The organism is Avibacterium paragallinarum, from assembly GCF_011765605.1.
In the GTDB taxonomy this organism is placed as follows: Bacteria; Pseudomonadota; Gammaproteobacteria; order Enterobacterales; family Pasteurellaceae; genus Avibacterium; species Avibacterium paragallinarum.
Genome location: NZ_CP050316.1, coordinates 1,816,775 through 1,833,068, shown reverse-complemented (window position 1 = coordinate 1,833,068; position 16,294 = coordinate 1,816,775). Strand labels below are relative to the sequence as shown.

Below are 16,294 nucleotides of genomic sequence, written 5' to 3'. Positions count from 1 at the left end.
AATTTATTATGATGTTACATTCATATTCAAAGTCGAGTTCAAGAGCTACCCTTCTTCGGATAAAATCGCAATAAAAAGGCTTTTCTGACCCTCGACTTTCTTCCATACTATAAAAAATAATCCTTTACTTAGCTTTCCTTCTCTCTAGATAGTTCTAAATAGTAATTAAGAGCAAAATTGACAGCTTATTATATAAACTGTGATCTGTATCACATTTTATATTTTTATACTCCAAAATATATTGTGATCTAACTCACATTTCTGACTTAAAAAATTTTGGCTTTGATTTTGCCTTTGCTATGCTTTCGTTCATTAAATGGACGCAAATCGTTTCTCTATAAATGAGGTAAATTATGTTATCTGCAAATGCAAAGCTTAAGGTTCAAAGTTTTGGACGCTTTTTATCGAATATGGTAATGCCAAATATTGGGGCATTTATTGCGTGGGGATTTATCACCGCACTTTTCATTCCAACGGGCTGGGTGCCGAATGAAACCTTGGCGAAACTCGTTGGGCCAATGATCACCTATTTATTACCATTATTAATTGGTTATACTGGAGGGAAATTAGTCGGTGGCGATCGTGGTGCGGTTGTAGGTGCGATCACAACCGCTGGGGTAATCATTGGGGCAGATATTCCAATGTTCCTTGGCGCTATGATTGCAGGGCCAACAGGTGGTTGGGCGATTAAACGTTTTGACCGCTGGGCTGATGGTAAAATCAAAAGCGGTTTTGAAATGTTGGTGAATAATTTTTCATCAGGCATTATCGGAATGGTACTAGCCATTCTATTCTTCTTAGTGGTTGGCCCCGCGGTGAAAGTGCTTTCTACTGCATTAGCGGCTGGGGTTGATGTGCTTGTGCAAGCTCATTTGTTGCCTTTAACCTCTATTTTTGTTGAGCCAGCAAAAATCCTTTTCCTTAACAATGCCATCAATCACGGAATTTTCTCGCCATTAGGTATTCAACAATCTCAAGAAGTTGGTCAATCTATTTTCTTCTTGATCGAAGCTAACCCGGGCCCAGGATTAGGCATCTTATTAGCCTATATTTTATTCGGCAAAGGCTCAGCGAAACAAACTGCAGGTGGAGCGGCGGTGATCCATTTCTTCGGTGGGATTCACGAAATTTATTTCCCTTATGTGTTAATGAATCCACGTCTATTAATTGCGGTTATCGCAGGGGGAATGACAGGCGTATTTACCTTAGTGTTATTTAATGCAGGGCTTATTGCACCAGCTTCACCGGGTTCGATTATTGCCGTATTGGCGATGACTCCTGCCCATTCTATCTTTGGCGTACTTTGTTCCGTGGCATTAGCGACCTTGGTTTCTTTCCTTATTGCCGCGTTCTTCTTAAAAATTCAAAAAGAAGACACATCAGATAAATTAGAAGAAGCGCAAGCTGCATCAAAAGCAATGAAAGGCGGTGTGGCAAAACCAGTAACTGACTACAAAGGCTTACAAAAAATCTTTGTATCTTGCGATGCAGGGATGGGATCAAGTGCGATGGGTGCAAGTATGCTACGCAAAAAAGTGAAAGATGCTGGCTTGCCAATTGAGGTGGCGAACTGTGCAATCAATGACTTGCCAGATAACGCAAGATTAGTGATCACGCACCAAGACCTAACCTTACGAGCACAAAAACAAGTGCCAAATGCAATGCATCTTTCTTTAACCAATTTCTTGGATAATAAATTCTATGATAATTTGGTGAATGAATTAAAAGCGCATTTCGCAGAAGCAGCTGCAAAACCGGCAGACAGCGTAGAAGTGGCAGAAATGGACGGTGCAACCTTCAACCTCAGTGCGGATCAAATTTTCTTAGGATTGAAAGCGGAAAATAAACAAGATGCCATTCGTTTTGCTGGCGAACAATTAGTGAAAGCAGGTTTCGTGTTGCCAAGTTATGTGGACGCAATGTTTGAACGCGAAGAATTAGTTTCCACTTATTTAGGCGAAGGCTTAGCCGTGCCACACGGTACAGTTGATGCAAAAGATGCCGTATTGAAAACAGGTATCGTAGTATGTCAATATCCTGAAGGCGTACGCTTTACTGAGGAAGAAGACGGCGTAGCCAAATTAGTGATTGGTATCGCCGCACGCAATAATGAACATATTCAAGTGCTAACTGCAATCACCAACGCTTTAGACAGCGAAGAAGCGATTGCAACACTGACCACCACAAATAATGTGGAAGAGGTGTTAGCCTTACTTAAATCTTAAAGTGCGGTCAAAAATGGCATCGTTTTTGCGATGCCATTTCTCATTATTGATGTTATTGGAGAAAAAAATGAAAGCATTACATTTTGGGGCAGGAAATATCGGACGAGGTTTCATCGGAAAATTGCTCGCAGACAGTGGTATTGAAGTGATTTTTGCCGATGTGAATGATGATGTTATTCGATTATTACAAGAACAAAAAAGCTACAACGTAAAAGTGGTGGGGGAAACGGTTAATCGAATTGAGCAGGTGTCTAATGTAACAGGCGTTAATTCAAAAGATGAAAATGCTCTGATTGACTTATTTAAACAAGTGGATTTAGTCACCACTGCCGTTGGACCAAACGTACTAAAAATTATTGCTAGCACCATTGCCAAAGGCTTGGTAGCACGTCTTGAAGCAGGCAACAAACAGCCACTCAATATCATTGCGTGCGAAAATATGGTGCGTGGCACAACCTTCTTAAAAGAGCAGGTTTTTCACTATTTAGATGAAAAACAGCAGCAACAAGTGGACGCATTGGTTGGCTTTGTGGATAGTGCGGTGGATCGCATTGTGCCGCCAGTGCAACTTGATCCGCAAGATCCGCTGTTGGTTACGGTGGAAGAATTTAGCGAATGGATCGTGGATAAAACCCAATTCAAAGGCGATATTCCGCACATTGAGGGAATGGAACTCACGGATAATCTAATGGCGTTTGTAGAACGTAAATTGTTTACGCTAAATACAGGCCACGCGGTAACGGCATATTACGGCAAATTAAAAGGCTACCAATTTGTCAAAGAAAGCATTGAAGATCCGCAAGTGCGTGCTTTTGTTAAAGCAGTAATGGAAGAAAGTGGCGCAGTTCTGATTAAACGTTACGGATTTGATCCGCAAGCACACGCCACTTATATTGAAAAAATCTTGGCTCGATTTGCCAATCCTTATTTAGTTGATGATGTGGATCGTGTAGGACGTGAGCCGTTGAGGAAACTGAGCTACAACGATCGTTTGATTAAACCATTGCGTGGCACATTGGAATACCATTTGCCTCATCAACACCTTATGCAAGCAGTTGCCACCGCCCTGTGCTATCGCAATGAAAACGATCCGCAAGCCCAAGAGTTGCAACAAGCCCTCGCTCAGCAAGGGGTTATTCCAAGCCTTGAGAAATTCACGGAATTGCCAGATCACGAAGTGATTTCACAAATCGCCCAAGCCTATGAAAAACTCGCGTAAATTTACCGCCCAAGTGTGATAAACTTGGGCTATTTGCGAATATTCAAAAGTGCGGTGCAAAAAATGCGAATTTTTCTAACCGCACTTTGTCTACCCAATTTTTAGGAAGCTATCATTGGACGATCCAGTTTATGAAAAATTGAGCGAAGCCACCTCCATTCGTGGCTTCATTACCGCGAGCGTTGCCCTTTTTGATGAAGCGGTGGACAGCCTCATCAATCGCGTTTTCCGCAAAACGGATTTTGCGGTGAAATCTGTAGTGGACTCCCTTTTTATGACTTCTGGCCCGCTTTTTGAGCTGTCGATCCGCCTGAAAGTGCTACTTGGACTTGGCGTAATCGAACACGACGTTTTTGAAGATCTCAATGCCTTTATCAAATTCAAAGAAAAGCTCAATAATGACGAAAAAGATCACCGCTTTTTCGATCCCCTTATCATTGCGTTTATGCAAAGCCTGCATTTGCAACAAGACAAAAGCCTGCTGAATTTCCCCGAAGAAAAGGAAGATCCCGACTCCCTCAGCTACCAAATCAAAACTCAACGCAAAGAAAAATTAGTGCGTTCCTGTCTAATACTCACCATAAGTGAAATTTACGAACGATTACAGGTGGAAAGCCCGCTATAAACTCAAGCTGAAAAGTATCATTATTTCCCTGTTTAATCTTTAAATGCTTATGTGGTACACTGTTCCCAAAACTTATATTTTTTGGGGAATGGGTCATAAAATGAAATACGGATTAAATTCAAAGAAAATTCTTGTTACAAATTCTGTATTAAGATTAATTGGTAATGTTGTTAAAACGCTGAGCTATCCATTTCATTTCCTTTTTCCTAGAAAACGTTTCACCCTACCTGAGTTTAGTCCAGCTAGAAAAGAGAATTTAAACTATCAAATATCCCCTACAATTTGGCAAACTAATTATACTAATAAAGTAACGTTACCTATTTACTGTACTTATTTAATTAACCGTTTTTTCTCACCTTCTTTCAATTATCGTTATATGGGAACAGAAGAACGAGAAAAATACATTAAACAAAATGCTCCTCAGCGTTTTTATGAGGCTTATATAAGACCAAACGATGGTGCTGCACAAGCGGATTTTTGGCGTTTATTTGTTTTATACAATGAGGGCGGAGTTTATATTGATATAGACGGTCATTTAGTATGGAAGCTTGAAGAAATTATCAAGCCGAATGATAGTGAGGTTTTAATTAAAAGGCGTGATAGTTATACAAATTTTTTTATTGCAAGTAAAAAAGGAAATTCATTTTTATTAGATACACTCATACTAATTGTTGAGAATATTGAGCAGGGTAGAACAGAAAATGGCGTATTTTGTTTAACAGGTCCCGTCACATTAAATAATGCATTAAAAGACAAAGTCGTTAATTGCCGAAAAGATAAATTAACTTGTGTTCAAGGTACCTTTTCTAATGAATATTTCCAATATATGGATAAAAAGAAAGGAAAATGGATTCACAAAAAAAGTGAAGATCTCCTGAAATAGTTTACTCATTATGTGTTTCTCACTTTTTCGAGGCAGTAGGCTATTTTTCTCATTTCAGCTATAATAGCCGACAATTTTCACTCTGATTTAATGAGAATATTATGGCTAACATTGCAGAAAACCCACTTGTTTTAGTAGATGGTTCTTCTTATTTATACCGTGCGTTTCACGCTTTTCCACCGCTCACCAACTCGCTCGGCGAGCCTACGGGGGCGATGTATGGCGTGTTGAATATGCTGAAAAGTTTGATTGCACAGGTACAGCCGAGCCATATTGCGGTGGTGTTTGACGCGAAAGGGAAAACATTTCGTGATGAATTGTTTGAGCAATACAAATCGCACCGCCCGCCAATGCCTGATGATCTTCGCAAACAAATTCAGCCTTTGCACGCCATTATCAAAGCCCTCGGCATTCCGCTATTATCCATTGAGGGCGTGGAAGCCGATGATGTGATCGGCACGCTCGCGGTGCAAGCCTCTCAAGCGGGCAAAAAAGTGTTAATCAGCACGGGCGATAAAGATATGGCTCAGTTGGTGGACGATAACATTATGCTCATCAATACAATGAATAACAGCCTGTTGGATCGCGAGGGCGTGATTGAAAAATATGGTATTCCGCCTGAATTGATTATTGATTATTTAGCCTTAATGGGCGACAGCGCAGACAATATCCCCGGTGTCGCAGGCGTGGGGGAGAAAACCGCACTCGGCTTGTTGCAAGGCATTGGCAGTATGGCGGAAATCTATGCCAATTTGGATAAAGTTGCTACCTTGCCTATTCGTGGGGCAAAAAAATTGGGGGAAAAACTGCTCGCAGCCAAAGCGGACGCGGACTTATCTTACACCCTCGCTACGATTAAAACCGATGTGCCGCTCGATATGAAGCCTGAAGAGCTCCATCTGGGGGAAAATCAACGGGATAAATTGATTGAATATTTTGCTCGTTATGAATTTAAACGCTGGCTCAATGAAGTGATGGAGGGTGAAAGCGGTTTAACCAAAGGCGATTTACAAAGTGCGAAATTTGCCAGCTCGCCAGAGGTGGCAGATAGCACACAAAGTGCGGTAAAAAATCGCGTCAAAATTGACCGCACTTTATATGAAACAGTGGATAGCCAAGAGAAACTTGACGCGTGGATCGGCAAAATTCAGCAAGCGAAACTCATTGCGGTGGACACAGAAACCGATAATTTAGACGTAATGCAAGCCAATTTAGTGGGCATTTCTTTTGCGTTAGAAAATGGCGAAGCGTGTTACATTCCGCTGGCTCATCAAGAAGAAGTAGCAACGGAAAGCCAGCCCCAAGGGGAATTATTCGGCGAAACAGAAGCCCCAGCCAGTACGCACTTTGCCCTTGTGCCGAATCAATTGGATAAAACGGCTTGCCTTGCCGCCCTCAAGCCCCTATTGGAAAACCCTGAGATCCAAAAAGTGGGGCAAAATATCAAATATGATCTCACCATATTTGCCAACAACGGCATTGAATTGCAAGGAGTGAAATTTGACACAATGCTCGAATCCTATGTGCTAAACAGCACGGGGCGACACAATATGGACGAGCTGGCAAAACGTCATTTGGAGCATCAAACCATCGAATTTGAAGCCATTGCAGGCAAGGGCAAAAAACAGCTCACCTTTGACAAAATCGCCATCGCCCAAGCCACCGAATACGCGGCAGAAGATGCGGACATCACAATGAAATTGCACCAAACCCTATGGCAAACCTTAGATCAAACGGAAAGTCTGGTACAATTATTTAACAAGATAGAAATGCCGTTGGTTGGCGTGCTTTCTCGCATCGAACGCAACGGCGTGTTGGTGGATAGCGAAACTTTGCTCGCCCAATCGCAAGAAATTAGCGAAAAACTGACCGCACTTGAAAGCCAAGTCCACCAAGTGGCGGGGGAAACCTTCAACCTCGCCTCCACCAAACAATTACAAGAAATTTTGTTTGAAAAGCTCGGTTTACCGATTATCGCTAAAACGCCAAAAGGCGCACCTTCCACCAATGAAGAAGTATTGGAAGAATTGGCACAGCAGGGGCATATTGTGCCGAAATTACTGATTGAACATCGCGGCTTGTCAAAATTAAAATCTACTTACACGGATAAATTACCGCTGATGATTAATCCACGCACGGGGCGGATTCACACCTCTTATCATCAAGCGGTAACGGCGACAGGGCGATTATCTTCCAGTGATCCCAATTTGCAAAATATCCCAATCCGCAACGAAGAAGGTCGCCGCATTCGCCAAGCCTTTATTGCAACAGAAGGCTATCAAATTATCGCAGCGGATTACTCACAAATCGAACTTCGTATAATGGCACATTTATCGCAAGATGAGGGGCTGATCACCGCATTCCAGCAGGGCAAAGACATTCACCGTTCCACCGCGGCGGAAATTTTCGGCGTCCCCCTTGATGAGGTAACCAGCGAACAACGCCGCAGTGCCAAAGCCATTAACTTCGGCTTGATTTACGGAATGAGTGCTTTCGGGCTGTCCCGCCAACTAGGTATTCCACGTGCGGACGCACAAAAATATATGGATTTGTATTTCCAACGCTACCCCGCCGTGCAAACCTTTATGACGGACATTCGCGAAAAAGCCAAAGCACAAGGCTATGTGGAAACCCTATTTGGTCGCCGTTTATACTTGCCAGACATTCAATCCAGCAACGCAATGCGGCGTAAAGGGGCGGAACGTGTCGCCATCAACGCCCCAATGCAAGGCACGGCAGCGGACATTATTAAGCGTGCGATGATCGCCATTGATCAGGCAATCCACCAAGATCCCGACATTAAAATGATTATGCAAGTCCACGATGAATTGGTGTTTGAAGTGAAAACCGACCGCGTAGATCACTACCGCTCGCAAATTCAATCTCTAATGCAAAATGCCGCCGAGCTTGTAGTGCCATTGATTGTAGATGTGGGCGTTGGGGAAAACTGGGACGAAGCCCATTAATTCGCGTTGATAAGCGTACAGTTAGAAAAACAAAGTGCGGTGAAAAATTTCCATTTTTTCCACCGCACTTATTTTTATGCGCTTTTCGCCGTTTCTTCTTCCGCCACTAACGCCACGATACGGCAGTTGGTTGGGATCGTTTGTTCATCATTGATAATAGAAATAAAGCCTTTATCATCAATGGTATATAACGGCACAAATTGTTTGTTGGTGGTTTTGTAATCTTGATAAGTGTAGCTATCAGTAAGATTGGTTACCTTAACACGCGCATTTTTCGCCAGCATACTGGCTAATTTTGCGTAGGTTACATTTTTGCCGAAAAGCCAGTTGGAACGGTAGTTGTCTTGAATATCATAACGTTCCGTTGGATTGTTATCATCGCTAAAACGAATGCGGTAAATGTTTTCTTTATCAAATTCGTGGCGATAATGAATTTCCGACAAGGTGTTGAGTTCTTTGTCCGTACTAATAGCGAACATATTGCCCAACCCGATAAGATCCAAATGGCCATCTGCGTGAGTGGACACGGGGTTGCCGTAGTAAGTGCGAAGCCCGAGCATTCTGGCTTTTGCCACTTCGTTATAATGGCGGCTGGCAACCAGCACATCGACATTTTGTTCTTTCAGCGAGGTGGCGATCGCCAAGGCAACAGGGTTTGAGCCGATAATCAACACGCCTTTGTACACCGATTCTTGCACATTCAGCAATTTCGCAATGGTTTTTGCCCCTAAGCCTTGAATTAACACTGTGCCGATAATAATGGTGAATACCAATGGCACGAGCAATTCCACGCCTTGAATTTGGGTTTCTTGCAATTTAATCGCGAACAGAGAAGAAATGGCTGCGGCGACAATGCCTCGAGGCCCAATCCAACTGATCATTAATTTTTCGTTGAAACTTAATCGTGAGCCAATGGACGATGCCCAAATAGCCAGTGGACGTGCGATAAACATTGCCACGAATAACAGCAAAATGCCTGCCATCCCCACGCTCGCTAAATGTTCTAAATTCACCCGTGCGGCTAAAATGATAAACAGGGTGGAAATCAGCAAAACGGTTAGGGATTCTTTAAATTCTAAAATATGATCTTTCGGAAAGCCTTTCCAGTTCGCCAACGCCACGCCTAGCACAGTAACCGTTAATAGCCCTGATTCGTGGGCGAAATGGTTTGACGCAGTGAATAACAGCAAAATGTAAGCCAGTACAAAGACGTTGCGTAAATATTCAGGGATCATATGGCGTTTGATTAAATTCGCCAGCACCCAAGCTCCGACTAAGCCAATGACACCCGCCACGGCGATGATTTTGGCAAAGGTGCCGATTTCACTGGCTTCACCGCCGGAAATAATGTATTCATACACCAAAACCACGGCGATCGCACCGATGGGGTCAATGATAATACCTTCCCATTTGAGAATATTGGCGATGTTGCTGTTGGGGCGAACGCTGCGTAACAATGGCACAATCACCGTTGGCCCAGTTACGCATACCAATGTGCCGAACAGCAAGGCGATTCGCCAATCCACCTCAAAGAGAAAATAGGTGGCAACAGAAATCACGCTGACCGTAATCAGCATTCCGAGCGACACCAAAAGTTGCACCACTTTGCCGTGCTGTTTGATTTCGTCAAATTCGAGGGTTAACGCTCCCTCAAAGAGAATGACAGCAACGCCAAGGGAAATAAAAGGAAAGAGCAAATCGCCCAAAATGGCATCAGGGTTGAACAAATTCAGCACGGGGCCGACTACAATGCCGATCAGCAATAAAAATAAAATTGAGGGCTGTTTTAAATACCAAGCCAGCCATTGTGCCACAATACCCAAGCCAACAATGGCAGATAAGATAAATGCGGTATCCATAAAGTTCTCCATAAACATCAAAAGCGAGAAAAGCTCGCGTAAAAAAGTGCGGTCAAAATTCTATCATTTTTTTGACCGCACTTTATTTTTAATTTCAGAAATAGGTCAGATTATTCCGCCAATTCTGTTTGCTCGTGCGACATTAGCTCTTGCCCCACGTCTTCTAGCAAGCTGAGATAGCGTTCATATTGACGCAAAATATCGGCGATGAGTTCGTTACGTGTCATATATTGCACATCATAGCCCGTACGACCGTCAGCGAAGTAAGTCATCGGCTGGTAGGTTACGGAATGCTGAATATGCGGGAGGTTTTCATCATCAACCAACTGTGAGGCAATTTCGTGGCTTACGGATTTCACTCCATACATAAAATCACGCATTGATTCTTTCTTGATGATAAGCTCCACACTTGGTTCGTCAGAATCCAAGGTTTGCACCACTTCCACGTTCAAATTATGCACATTAACCAATTCTTGACGCAACTCACGCATCGCAGGCAAAGCCGTGCGGTTAAGGAATTTTAAAATATCCTTTTCTTGCGTTTGATTAAGCATTTGCCCCAAACGCTCTCGCCATTTTTCCCCCGTCCATAACAGGCTGGTTGGGGTAACTTTGGCGGCGAAATATTTTTGATCCGCGTTCAAGCCTTTCCATAAACTCACGCATATCACCAACATTAGCATTGCAAAAGGAAGCGCGACCAATAAAGTCATTGTTTGAAGCGTGCCTAAACCGCCCTCACGCATTAACACAATAGCTAATACCATCATCACCGCACCCCACATTATGGCTTGCCAACGCGGTGCGGAAAGGCTTTTATCGCGTGATGCCATATTATTTAACACATAAATGCCCGAGTCCGCGGAGGTGATGAAAAATAAAGAAATAATCACCAACGCCATTGTGCCAGTTAATGCGGAAAACGGAAGATAATCTAAGAATTTAAATAACAATTTTTCTGGTGCGGAGGTGAACGCGTGTAATGCCCCCTCTGCCACGTTTAGCTCTAACCAAATCGCACTGTTGCCAAACACGGTGAACCACAAGACGCAGAATAAACTTGGCACGGCTAGCACGCCGAAAATAAATTCGCGAATGGTGCGTCCGCGGGAAATACGCGCGATAAACAAGCCCACAAATGGCGCCCACGAACACCACCACGCCCAATAAAGCACCGTCCAGCCCGTAAACCACGAGGTGTTTTCCGTTTCATAGGCATAGGTTTTAAAACTTAGGCGTACTAAATTGCTCAAATAAATGCCAATGTTATCGCTAAATGTGGTGAGCAAATATAGGGTTGGGCCTGCGATTAAAATAAACAACATTAAAGCGAGGGCTAAGCCGAGATTGATTTCGCTGAGTAATTTCACCCCTTTGCCCACCCCTGAAATGGCGGAAAATACCGCAATGGACATCACCACAACGATAATCACCGTTTGCAAGCCGAAACTATTTTCAGCCACCACGCCAAGCTGAGTTAGCCCTGCACCGAGCTGTGCCGCACCAAATCCTAAGGTAGTGATAATCCCGAAAAGGGTCGCCACTAACGCCATAATATCAATCACATCGCCGATCTTGCCGTTAATACGATCTTTCAATAAAGGATAAAAGCAAGAACGCAACGCCAACGGCAATTTATAGCGGAAGCCAAAATAAGCGAGTGCTAAGGCGATCACACCATACACTGCCCAAGCGTGAATGCCCCAGTGGAAAAAGGTGTGCAACAAGGCTTCTTGCTGTTTATGTTCGGGCGATCCTGTGGTGATGGTGGAAAAATAATGGGTGAGCGGTTCAGCCACGCCGAAGAACATTAATCCCACCCCCATTCCTGCGGCGAACAGCATTGCCAACCAAGAAAGGAAAGAAAATTCAGGTTCTTCTTCATTCGTTCCGAGTTTAATGTTACCCAAGCTACTGACCGACAACACGAATAAGAAACAAAGAAAAACGGAAAAGGCTAAAATATAAAACCAGCTAAAATTCGCAAACACGCCCGCTTTCGCCCAGTTTAAAAGTGCGGTGGTTTTTTCTGGCAAAATTAACGTTGCAACGAGCAACAAAATAACCAGTAATAAAGTTGCCCCTATAACAAAGGGGTTAAACGATGATCTTTTATGAATAAAAGCAGAAAAAGACACAACAATGATTCTCCTTTAAGTTAATGTTTTGTGCACATATCAATCTCAACAAATAAATTGAAATAGCCGCTAAATAGCTCGCTTAAATAAAGAATACAAAACAAATTGATGAATGAAATTGCTTCAAATTTGAGCTAAAAAAGACGTTCATTACACCTTTCTTAGCAATAAACGTTTATGCAACGCATTGAGTTGTACATCACAGTACAAAAAGACGAAAAAATCATACTTTCTCGATATGAAATTCTCAAAAACGGATAGATTATAGCATAAAATATCGAGGATTGACAGGCCTTATTATTTTCACTTATATATCAATAAGATAACTATAAATTTATCAAAGAAATGTATAAGAAGAAGTTTTGCTTTTTTTCTTGACCTTACCCTAAGGGTAAGGTTTATTATTTTGGCTCATTTAATCATACAAAAATAAGGTACTCACAATGAAAAAAGCACTATTGATTTTAATCGGTTTAGTTTCTAGCACTGCGATGGCTGAAATGCAACATCATCACACTGCACATCAACCTAATGCAATGCAAAGTGAATTAATGGCAAGTATGTCTGCAATGCACGCGGATATGGAAAAAGGAATGCAATATCAAGATGCTGATGTCGCGTTCGCGGCCAGTATGCTGCCACATCACGAAGGTGCAGTGAAAATGGCTGAGATAGAATTGAAATATGGCAAAGATCCTGAGTTACGTCAGCTAGCAGAAAATATCATCAAAGCACAACAGAGCGAAATCCAATTTATGCAACAATGGTTGGAAAAACATCAGGCTAAACAATAATGCTGAAATAACGCCCTCAACTCAGGGCGTTATTACTTTTTAATTCCCCCAAATAGGAATTAAATTCTCGATCACCATCGCAAAACGCAAACAAAGTTTACTTTCCTTCTCCCCTTTCTTTTAAGCTACTCCTCTATTTTGCCAATTTCTAAAATATCAATGTTAAAAAACGAGATCTTGCTTCGCCTATTACAAGTGCCAAAACTTGGCGCGAATACGATTCAAAAAATACTGGCTGAAATTAGCCCTGAACAGCTTTTAGACTATGACGCGATTGCTTTCAAACAAATGGGATGGGCGGAAAAACAAATTCAGCGCTGGTTTAATCCTGAGCGTAAATTTATCGAGCCGGCGTTAAATTGGGCGCAAAGTGCGGGCAATTTTTTGCTTAATTTTACTGAGCAACATTATCCTTATTTATTAAAACAAATTCCGTCAGCGCCGCCGCTGTTATTTTTACAAGGAAATTTAACCGCACTTTCGCAACCACAAATTGCCATTGTGGGCAGCCGTTATTGCTCTAATTTTCAATAAGGGGTAGAAACAAGAACGCAACGCTAACGGCAATTTATAGCGAAAGCCAAAATATGCCAACGCGAGGGCAATCACCCCATACACTGCCCAAGCGTGAATCCCCCAGTGGAAAAAGGTGTGCAACAAGGCTTCTTGCTGTTTATGTTCGGGCGATCCTGTGGTGATGGCGGAAAAATAATGGGTGAGCGGTTCAGCCACTCCAAAGAACATCAATCCAACCCCCATTCCAGCGGCAAACAACATCGCTAGCCAAGAAAGGAAAGAAAATTCAGGTTCTTCTTCATTGCTCCCCAGTTTGATATTGCCCAAACTACTGACAGACAGCACAAACAAAAAGCAGAGAAAAATAGAAAATGCCAAAATGTAAAACCAACTAAAATTAGCGAATACTCCCGCTTTCGCCCATTCTAAAAGTGCGGTGGTTTTTTCTGGTAAAATTAAGGTGGCGAGCAACAATAAAATAACCAGTAATAATGTTACCCCAACCACAAAGGGGTTAAATGAGGATTTTTGCTGGATAAAATTTGAAAAAGACAAAATAAGGTTCTCCTCTAGGTTTTATGATTTATTAAGGGTTGTGTATTATGGCTGAGAGCTATACTTTAAACTTCTTAGTTTCTCCTACTCTCAAAATTTTGTTAGCATAAAATGGATAAAATAGCTTAAAAATAAAAATTAAATATATAAAATAATTGCCATTTTAGCATAAAAATCTAAATTTTGCCAGAAAAGGGATTTTTGACATTTTTATCAATAAGATAAAAGATAGCAATTCATCAATTTATTACACTCTCTAGTATATCAAAGCATCATCAGGATCGATTTTCCTTGTATTTAAAATTAAATACATTATCTTTTCTAAATTATCATTCTTATAGAATGAAGTGTTTAGGTTAAAAAATGCCCAATTGTATTTTTTTATTTCTCAATATCTCGACGGGCGAGTGTTGTATCGCTATAATCTGATGTCTTTTAACTTTTTATTTACTAACGTGTTCGGTGTTAGTGTTCGCCGAGTGCAAATTCATTTTGAGGTAACATAATGTCATTTAATATTGAAACAACTCAAGGTCTTGAGCGTCGTGTAACTATCACCGTTCCAGCTGAAACCGTAGAACAAGCGGTGCGTGAAGAATTAAAACGTGTAGCAAAAAATGCACGTGTAGATGGTTTCCGTAAAGGTAAAGTGCCACCACATATTATTGAAAAACGCTTTGGTGCGTCTGTACGTCAAGATGTGTTAGGTGATCTATTACAAAAACACTTCTTCAACGTGCTTGTTGAAAGCAAAGTGAATCTAGCGGGTCGCCCAACATTTAACGTTGAGCAATTTGAAGCGGGTAAAGATCTTGTTTTCACCGCAACCTTTGAAGTGTATCCAGAAGTGGAATTAAAAGGTTTAGATCAAATCAAAGTTGAAAAACCGGTGGTTGAAATCACTGAAGCAGACATTGATAAAATGGTTGATGTGTTACGCAAACAGCAAGCCACTTGGGAAGAAACCCAAGAGCCAGCGAAAGCTGATGATCGTGTAACTATTGACTTCGTTGGAAGTGTTGATGGCGAAGAATTTGAAGGCGGCAAAGCCACTGATTTCGTATTAGCAATGGGGCAAGGCAGAATGATCCCTGGCTTTGAAGAAGGCATTGTTGGACATAAAGCAGGTGAGCAGTTTGATATTGATGTAACCTTCCCAGAAGAATACCACGCTGAGAACTTAAAAGGTAAAGCCGCGAAATTTGCCATTACCTTGAAAAAAGTGGAAGTAATGGTATTGCCTGAATTAACCGACGAGTTTGTGGCGAAATTTGGTCCAAACACCAAAACCGTAGCAGATTTACGTGCAGAAATTGCTAAAAATATGCAACGTGAGTTGAAAAATGCTTTAGCCGCACGCGTTAAAAATCAAGTTATCGAAGGTTTAATTGAACAAAACCCAATTGATGTCCCTGCTGCAGCAGTTGAACAAGAAATTGATGTGTTACGCCAACAAGCGGCACAACGTTTTGGTGGCAACCAACAACAAGCGTCACAATTACCTCGCGAATTATTTGAAGAGCAAGCAAAACGTCGCGTTCAAGTTGGCTTATTACTCGCGGAAGTGATTGCTTCAAATGAATTAAAAGTGGATGAAGATCGCGTAAACGCAATGATTGACGAAATTGCTTCAGCTTACGAGCAGCCAGCAGAAGTGGTGGAATATTATAAAAATAACAAAGAGTTAATGAATAATATTCGCAATGCAGTGTTAGAGGAACAAGCCGTTGATGCGGTCTTAGCGAAAGCACAAGTGAGTGAAAAAGCGGCTTCATTTGATGAAGTGATGAATCCACAAGCATAATTTCGGATTTTATTACCCTTTTAAAGTGCGGTCGTTTTTTTAAGCGAAAAATGACCGCACTTTTATTATTTGATTTCCTGATAGCACGCCTATCGGAAAAGATTAATGGAGATTTCTATGGCTTTAATCCCTATGGTCGTTGAACAGACCGCAAGAGGCGAGCGTTCATATGACATTTATTCACGTTTATTAAAAGAGCGTGTGATTTTTTTAAGTGGGCAAGTTGAAGACAATATGGCGAATTTGATCGTCGCACAACTGCTTTTTTTAGAATCGGAAAATCCAGACAAAGATATTAGTATTTACATTAACTCTCCGGGCGGCTCGGTAACCGCGGGAATGGCGATTTATGACACAATGCAATTCATTAAGCCTGATGTGAGAACCCTTTGTATTGGACAGGCTTGTTCAATGGGAGCATTTTTACTCGCGGGTGGCACACCGGGCAAACGTGCGGCATTACCAAATGCACGGGTGATGATTCACCAACCACTAGGGGGATTCCGTGGGCAGGCTTCCGATATTCAAATTCACGCCCAAGAAATCTTAAAAATTAAGCAGACATTGAATGAAAAATTGGCATTCCACACAGGGCAGCCTTTAGCAAAAATTGAAAACGATACTGATCGCGACAATTTTATGTCTGCCGAAGAAGCCAAAGCTTACGGCTTAATTGACGAAGTCCTAATTAAAAGAGAAACGGAATAAAT

At 41.9% G+C, this 16,294-nt stretch carries 10 protein-coding genes and 2 pseudogenes; 9 read left to right on the top strand and 3 right to left on the bottom strand.

Annotated elements, in window-relative coordinates; translation table 11 throughout:
* The first annotated feature begins 353 nt into the window (after positions 1-353).
* The 5 genes from HBL79_RS08810 (at position 354) to polA (ending at position 7,918) form a co-directional block, all read left to right on the top strand.
* Entirely contained in the window at positions 354-2,225 is a 1,872-nt protein-coding gene (locus tag HBL79_RS08810; RefSeq protein WP_035688758.1) for a PTS mannitol transporter subunit IICBA, read from the top strand.
* 67 nt (positions 2,226-2,292) lie between these two features.
* A complete protein-coding gene (locus tag HBL79_RS08805) occupies positions 2,293-3,444 on the top strand; it encodes a mannitol-1-phosphate 5-dehydrogenase (RefSeq protein ID WP_035688756.1) in 1,152 nt (383 codons plus the stop codon).
* Positions 3,445-3,559: 115 nt separating this feature from the next.
* Entirely contained in the window at positions 3,560-4,069 is a 510-nt protein-coding gene (locus HBL79_RS08800) for an MltR family transcriptional regulator (protein ID WP_017806905.1), read from the top strand.
* A 100-nt stretch (positions 4,070-4,169) separates the two neighbouring features.
* Positions 4,170-4,952 (top strand): glycosyltransferase family 32 protein, encoded by a 783-nt coding sequence (locus tag HBL79_RS08795; protein ID WP_156127781.1) that lies wholly within the window; start codon positions 4,170-4,172, stop codon positions 4,950-4,952.
* 101 nt (positions 4,953-5,053) lie between these two features.
* A complete protein-coding gene (gene polA, locus HBL79_RS08790; protein WP_035685606.1) occupies positions 5,054-7,918 on the top strand; it encodes a DNA polymerase I in 2,865 nt (954 codons plus the stop codon).
* A gap of 74 nt (positions 7,919-7,992) precedes the next feature.
* On the opposite strand, the gene HBL79_RS08785 is transcribed toward polA, so the two are convergent.
* Positions 7,993-9,777: a cation:proton antiporter gene (locus HBL79_RS08785; RefSeq protein ID WP_035685602.1), complete on the bottom strand. Its 1,785-nt coding sequence runs from the start codon at positions 9,775-9,777 to the stop codon at positions 7,993-7,995.
* A gap of 110 nt (positions 9,778-9,887) precedes the next feature.
* Positions 9,888-11,915, bottom strand: a complete 2,028-nt coding sequence (locus tag HBL79_RS08780) for a BCCT family transporter (RefSeq protein WP_035685599.1) — start codon at positions 11,913-11,915, stop codon at positions 9,888-9,890.
* Between the two features lie 443 nt (positions 11,916-12,358).
* Between HBL79_RS08780 and copM the strand changes: the two genes are divergently transcribed.
* Both copM and HBL79_RS08770 read left to right on the top strand, forming a co-directional pair.
* Complete coding sequence (copM, locus tag HBL79_RS08775) at positions 12,359-12,709, top strand: CopM family metallochaperone (protein WP_035685595.1); 351 nt, start codon at positions 12,359-12,361, stop codon at positions 12,707-12,709.
* 159 nt (positions 12,710-12,868) lie between these two features.
* Positions 12,869-13,225, top strand: a pseudogene (locus HBL79_RS08770) (DNA-processing protein DprA); the annotation flags it as partial.
* Positions 13,226-13,228: 3 nt separating this feature from the next.
* Here the strand turns inward: HBL79_RS08770 and HBL79_RS08765 are convergent.
* A pseudogene (locus HBL79_RS08765) lies at positions 13,229-13,780 on the bottom strand (BCCT family transporter); the annotation flags it as partial.
* A gap of 505 nt (positions 13,781-14,285) precedes the next feature.
* On the opposite strand from HBL79_RS08765, the gene tig reads away from it, so the two are divergent.
* Together tig and clpP are read left to right on the top strand one after the other, a co-directional pair.
* On the top strand, positions 14,286-15,584 hold the full coding sequence (gene tig / locus HBL79_RS08760; RefSeq protein WP_035685589.1) for a trigger factor: 1,299 nt from the start codon (positions 14,286-14,288) through the stop codon (positions 15,582-15,584).
* Between the two features lie 117 nt (positions 15,585-15,701).
* Positions 15,702-16,292, top strand: coding sequence for an ATP-dependent Clp endopeptidase proteolytic subunit ClpP (clpP, locus tag HBL79_RS08755; protein ID WP_017806897.1), 591 nt, complete (start codon positions 15,702-15,704; stop codon positions 16,290-16,292).
* Positions 16,293-16,294: the final 2 nt, after the last annotated feature.

What these genes read in the sequence shown, in the direction of transcription:
- clpP (WP_017806897.1), top strand. Translation starts at nt 15,702, where the DNA reads ATGGCTTTAATCCCTATGGTCGTTGAACAGACCGCAAGAGGCGAGCGT.
- HBL79_RS08805 (WP_035688756.1), top strand. Translation starts at nt 2,293, where the DNA reads ATGAAAGCATTACATTTTGGGGCAGGAAATATCGGACGAGGTTTCATC.
- copM (WP_035685595.1), top strand. Translation starts at nt 12,359, where the DNA reads ATGAAAAAAGCACTATTGATTTTAATCGGTTTAGTTTCTAGCACTGCG.
- polA (WP_035685606.1), top strand. Translation starts at nt 5,054, where the DNA reads ATGGCTAACATTGCAGAAAACCCACTTGTTTTAGTAGATGGTTCTTCT.
- tig (WP_035685589.1), top strand. Translation starts at nt 14,286, where the DNA reads ATGTCATTTAATATTGAAACAACTCAAGGTCTTGAGCGTCGTGTAACT.
- HBL79_RS08795 (WP_156127781.1), top strand. Translation starts at nt 4,170, where the DNA reads ATGAAATACGGATTAAATTCAAAGAAAATTCTTGTTACAAATTCTGTA.
- HBL79_RS08785 (WP_035685602.1), bottom strand. Translation starts at nt 9,777, where the DNA reads ATGGATACCGCATTTATCTTATCTGCCATTGTTGGCTTGGGTATTGTG.
- HBL79_RS08810 (WP_035688758.1), top strand. Translation starts at nt 354, where the DNA reads ATGTTATCTGCAAATGCAAAGCTTAAGGTTCAAAGTTTTGGACGCTTT.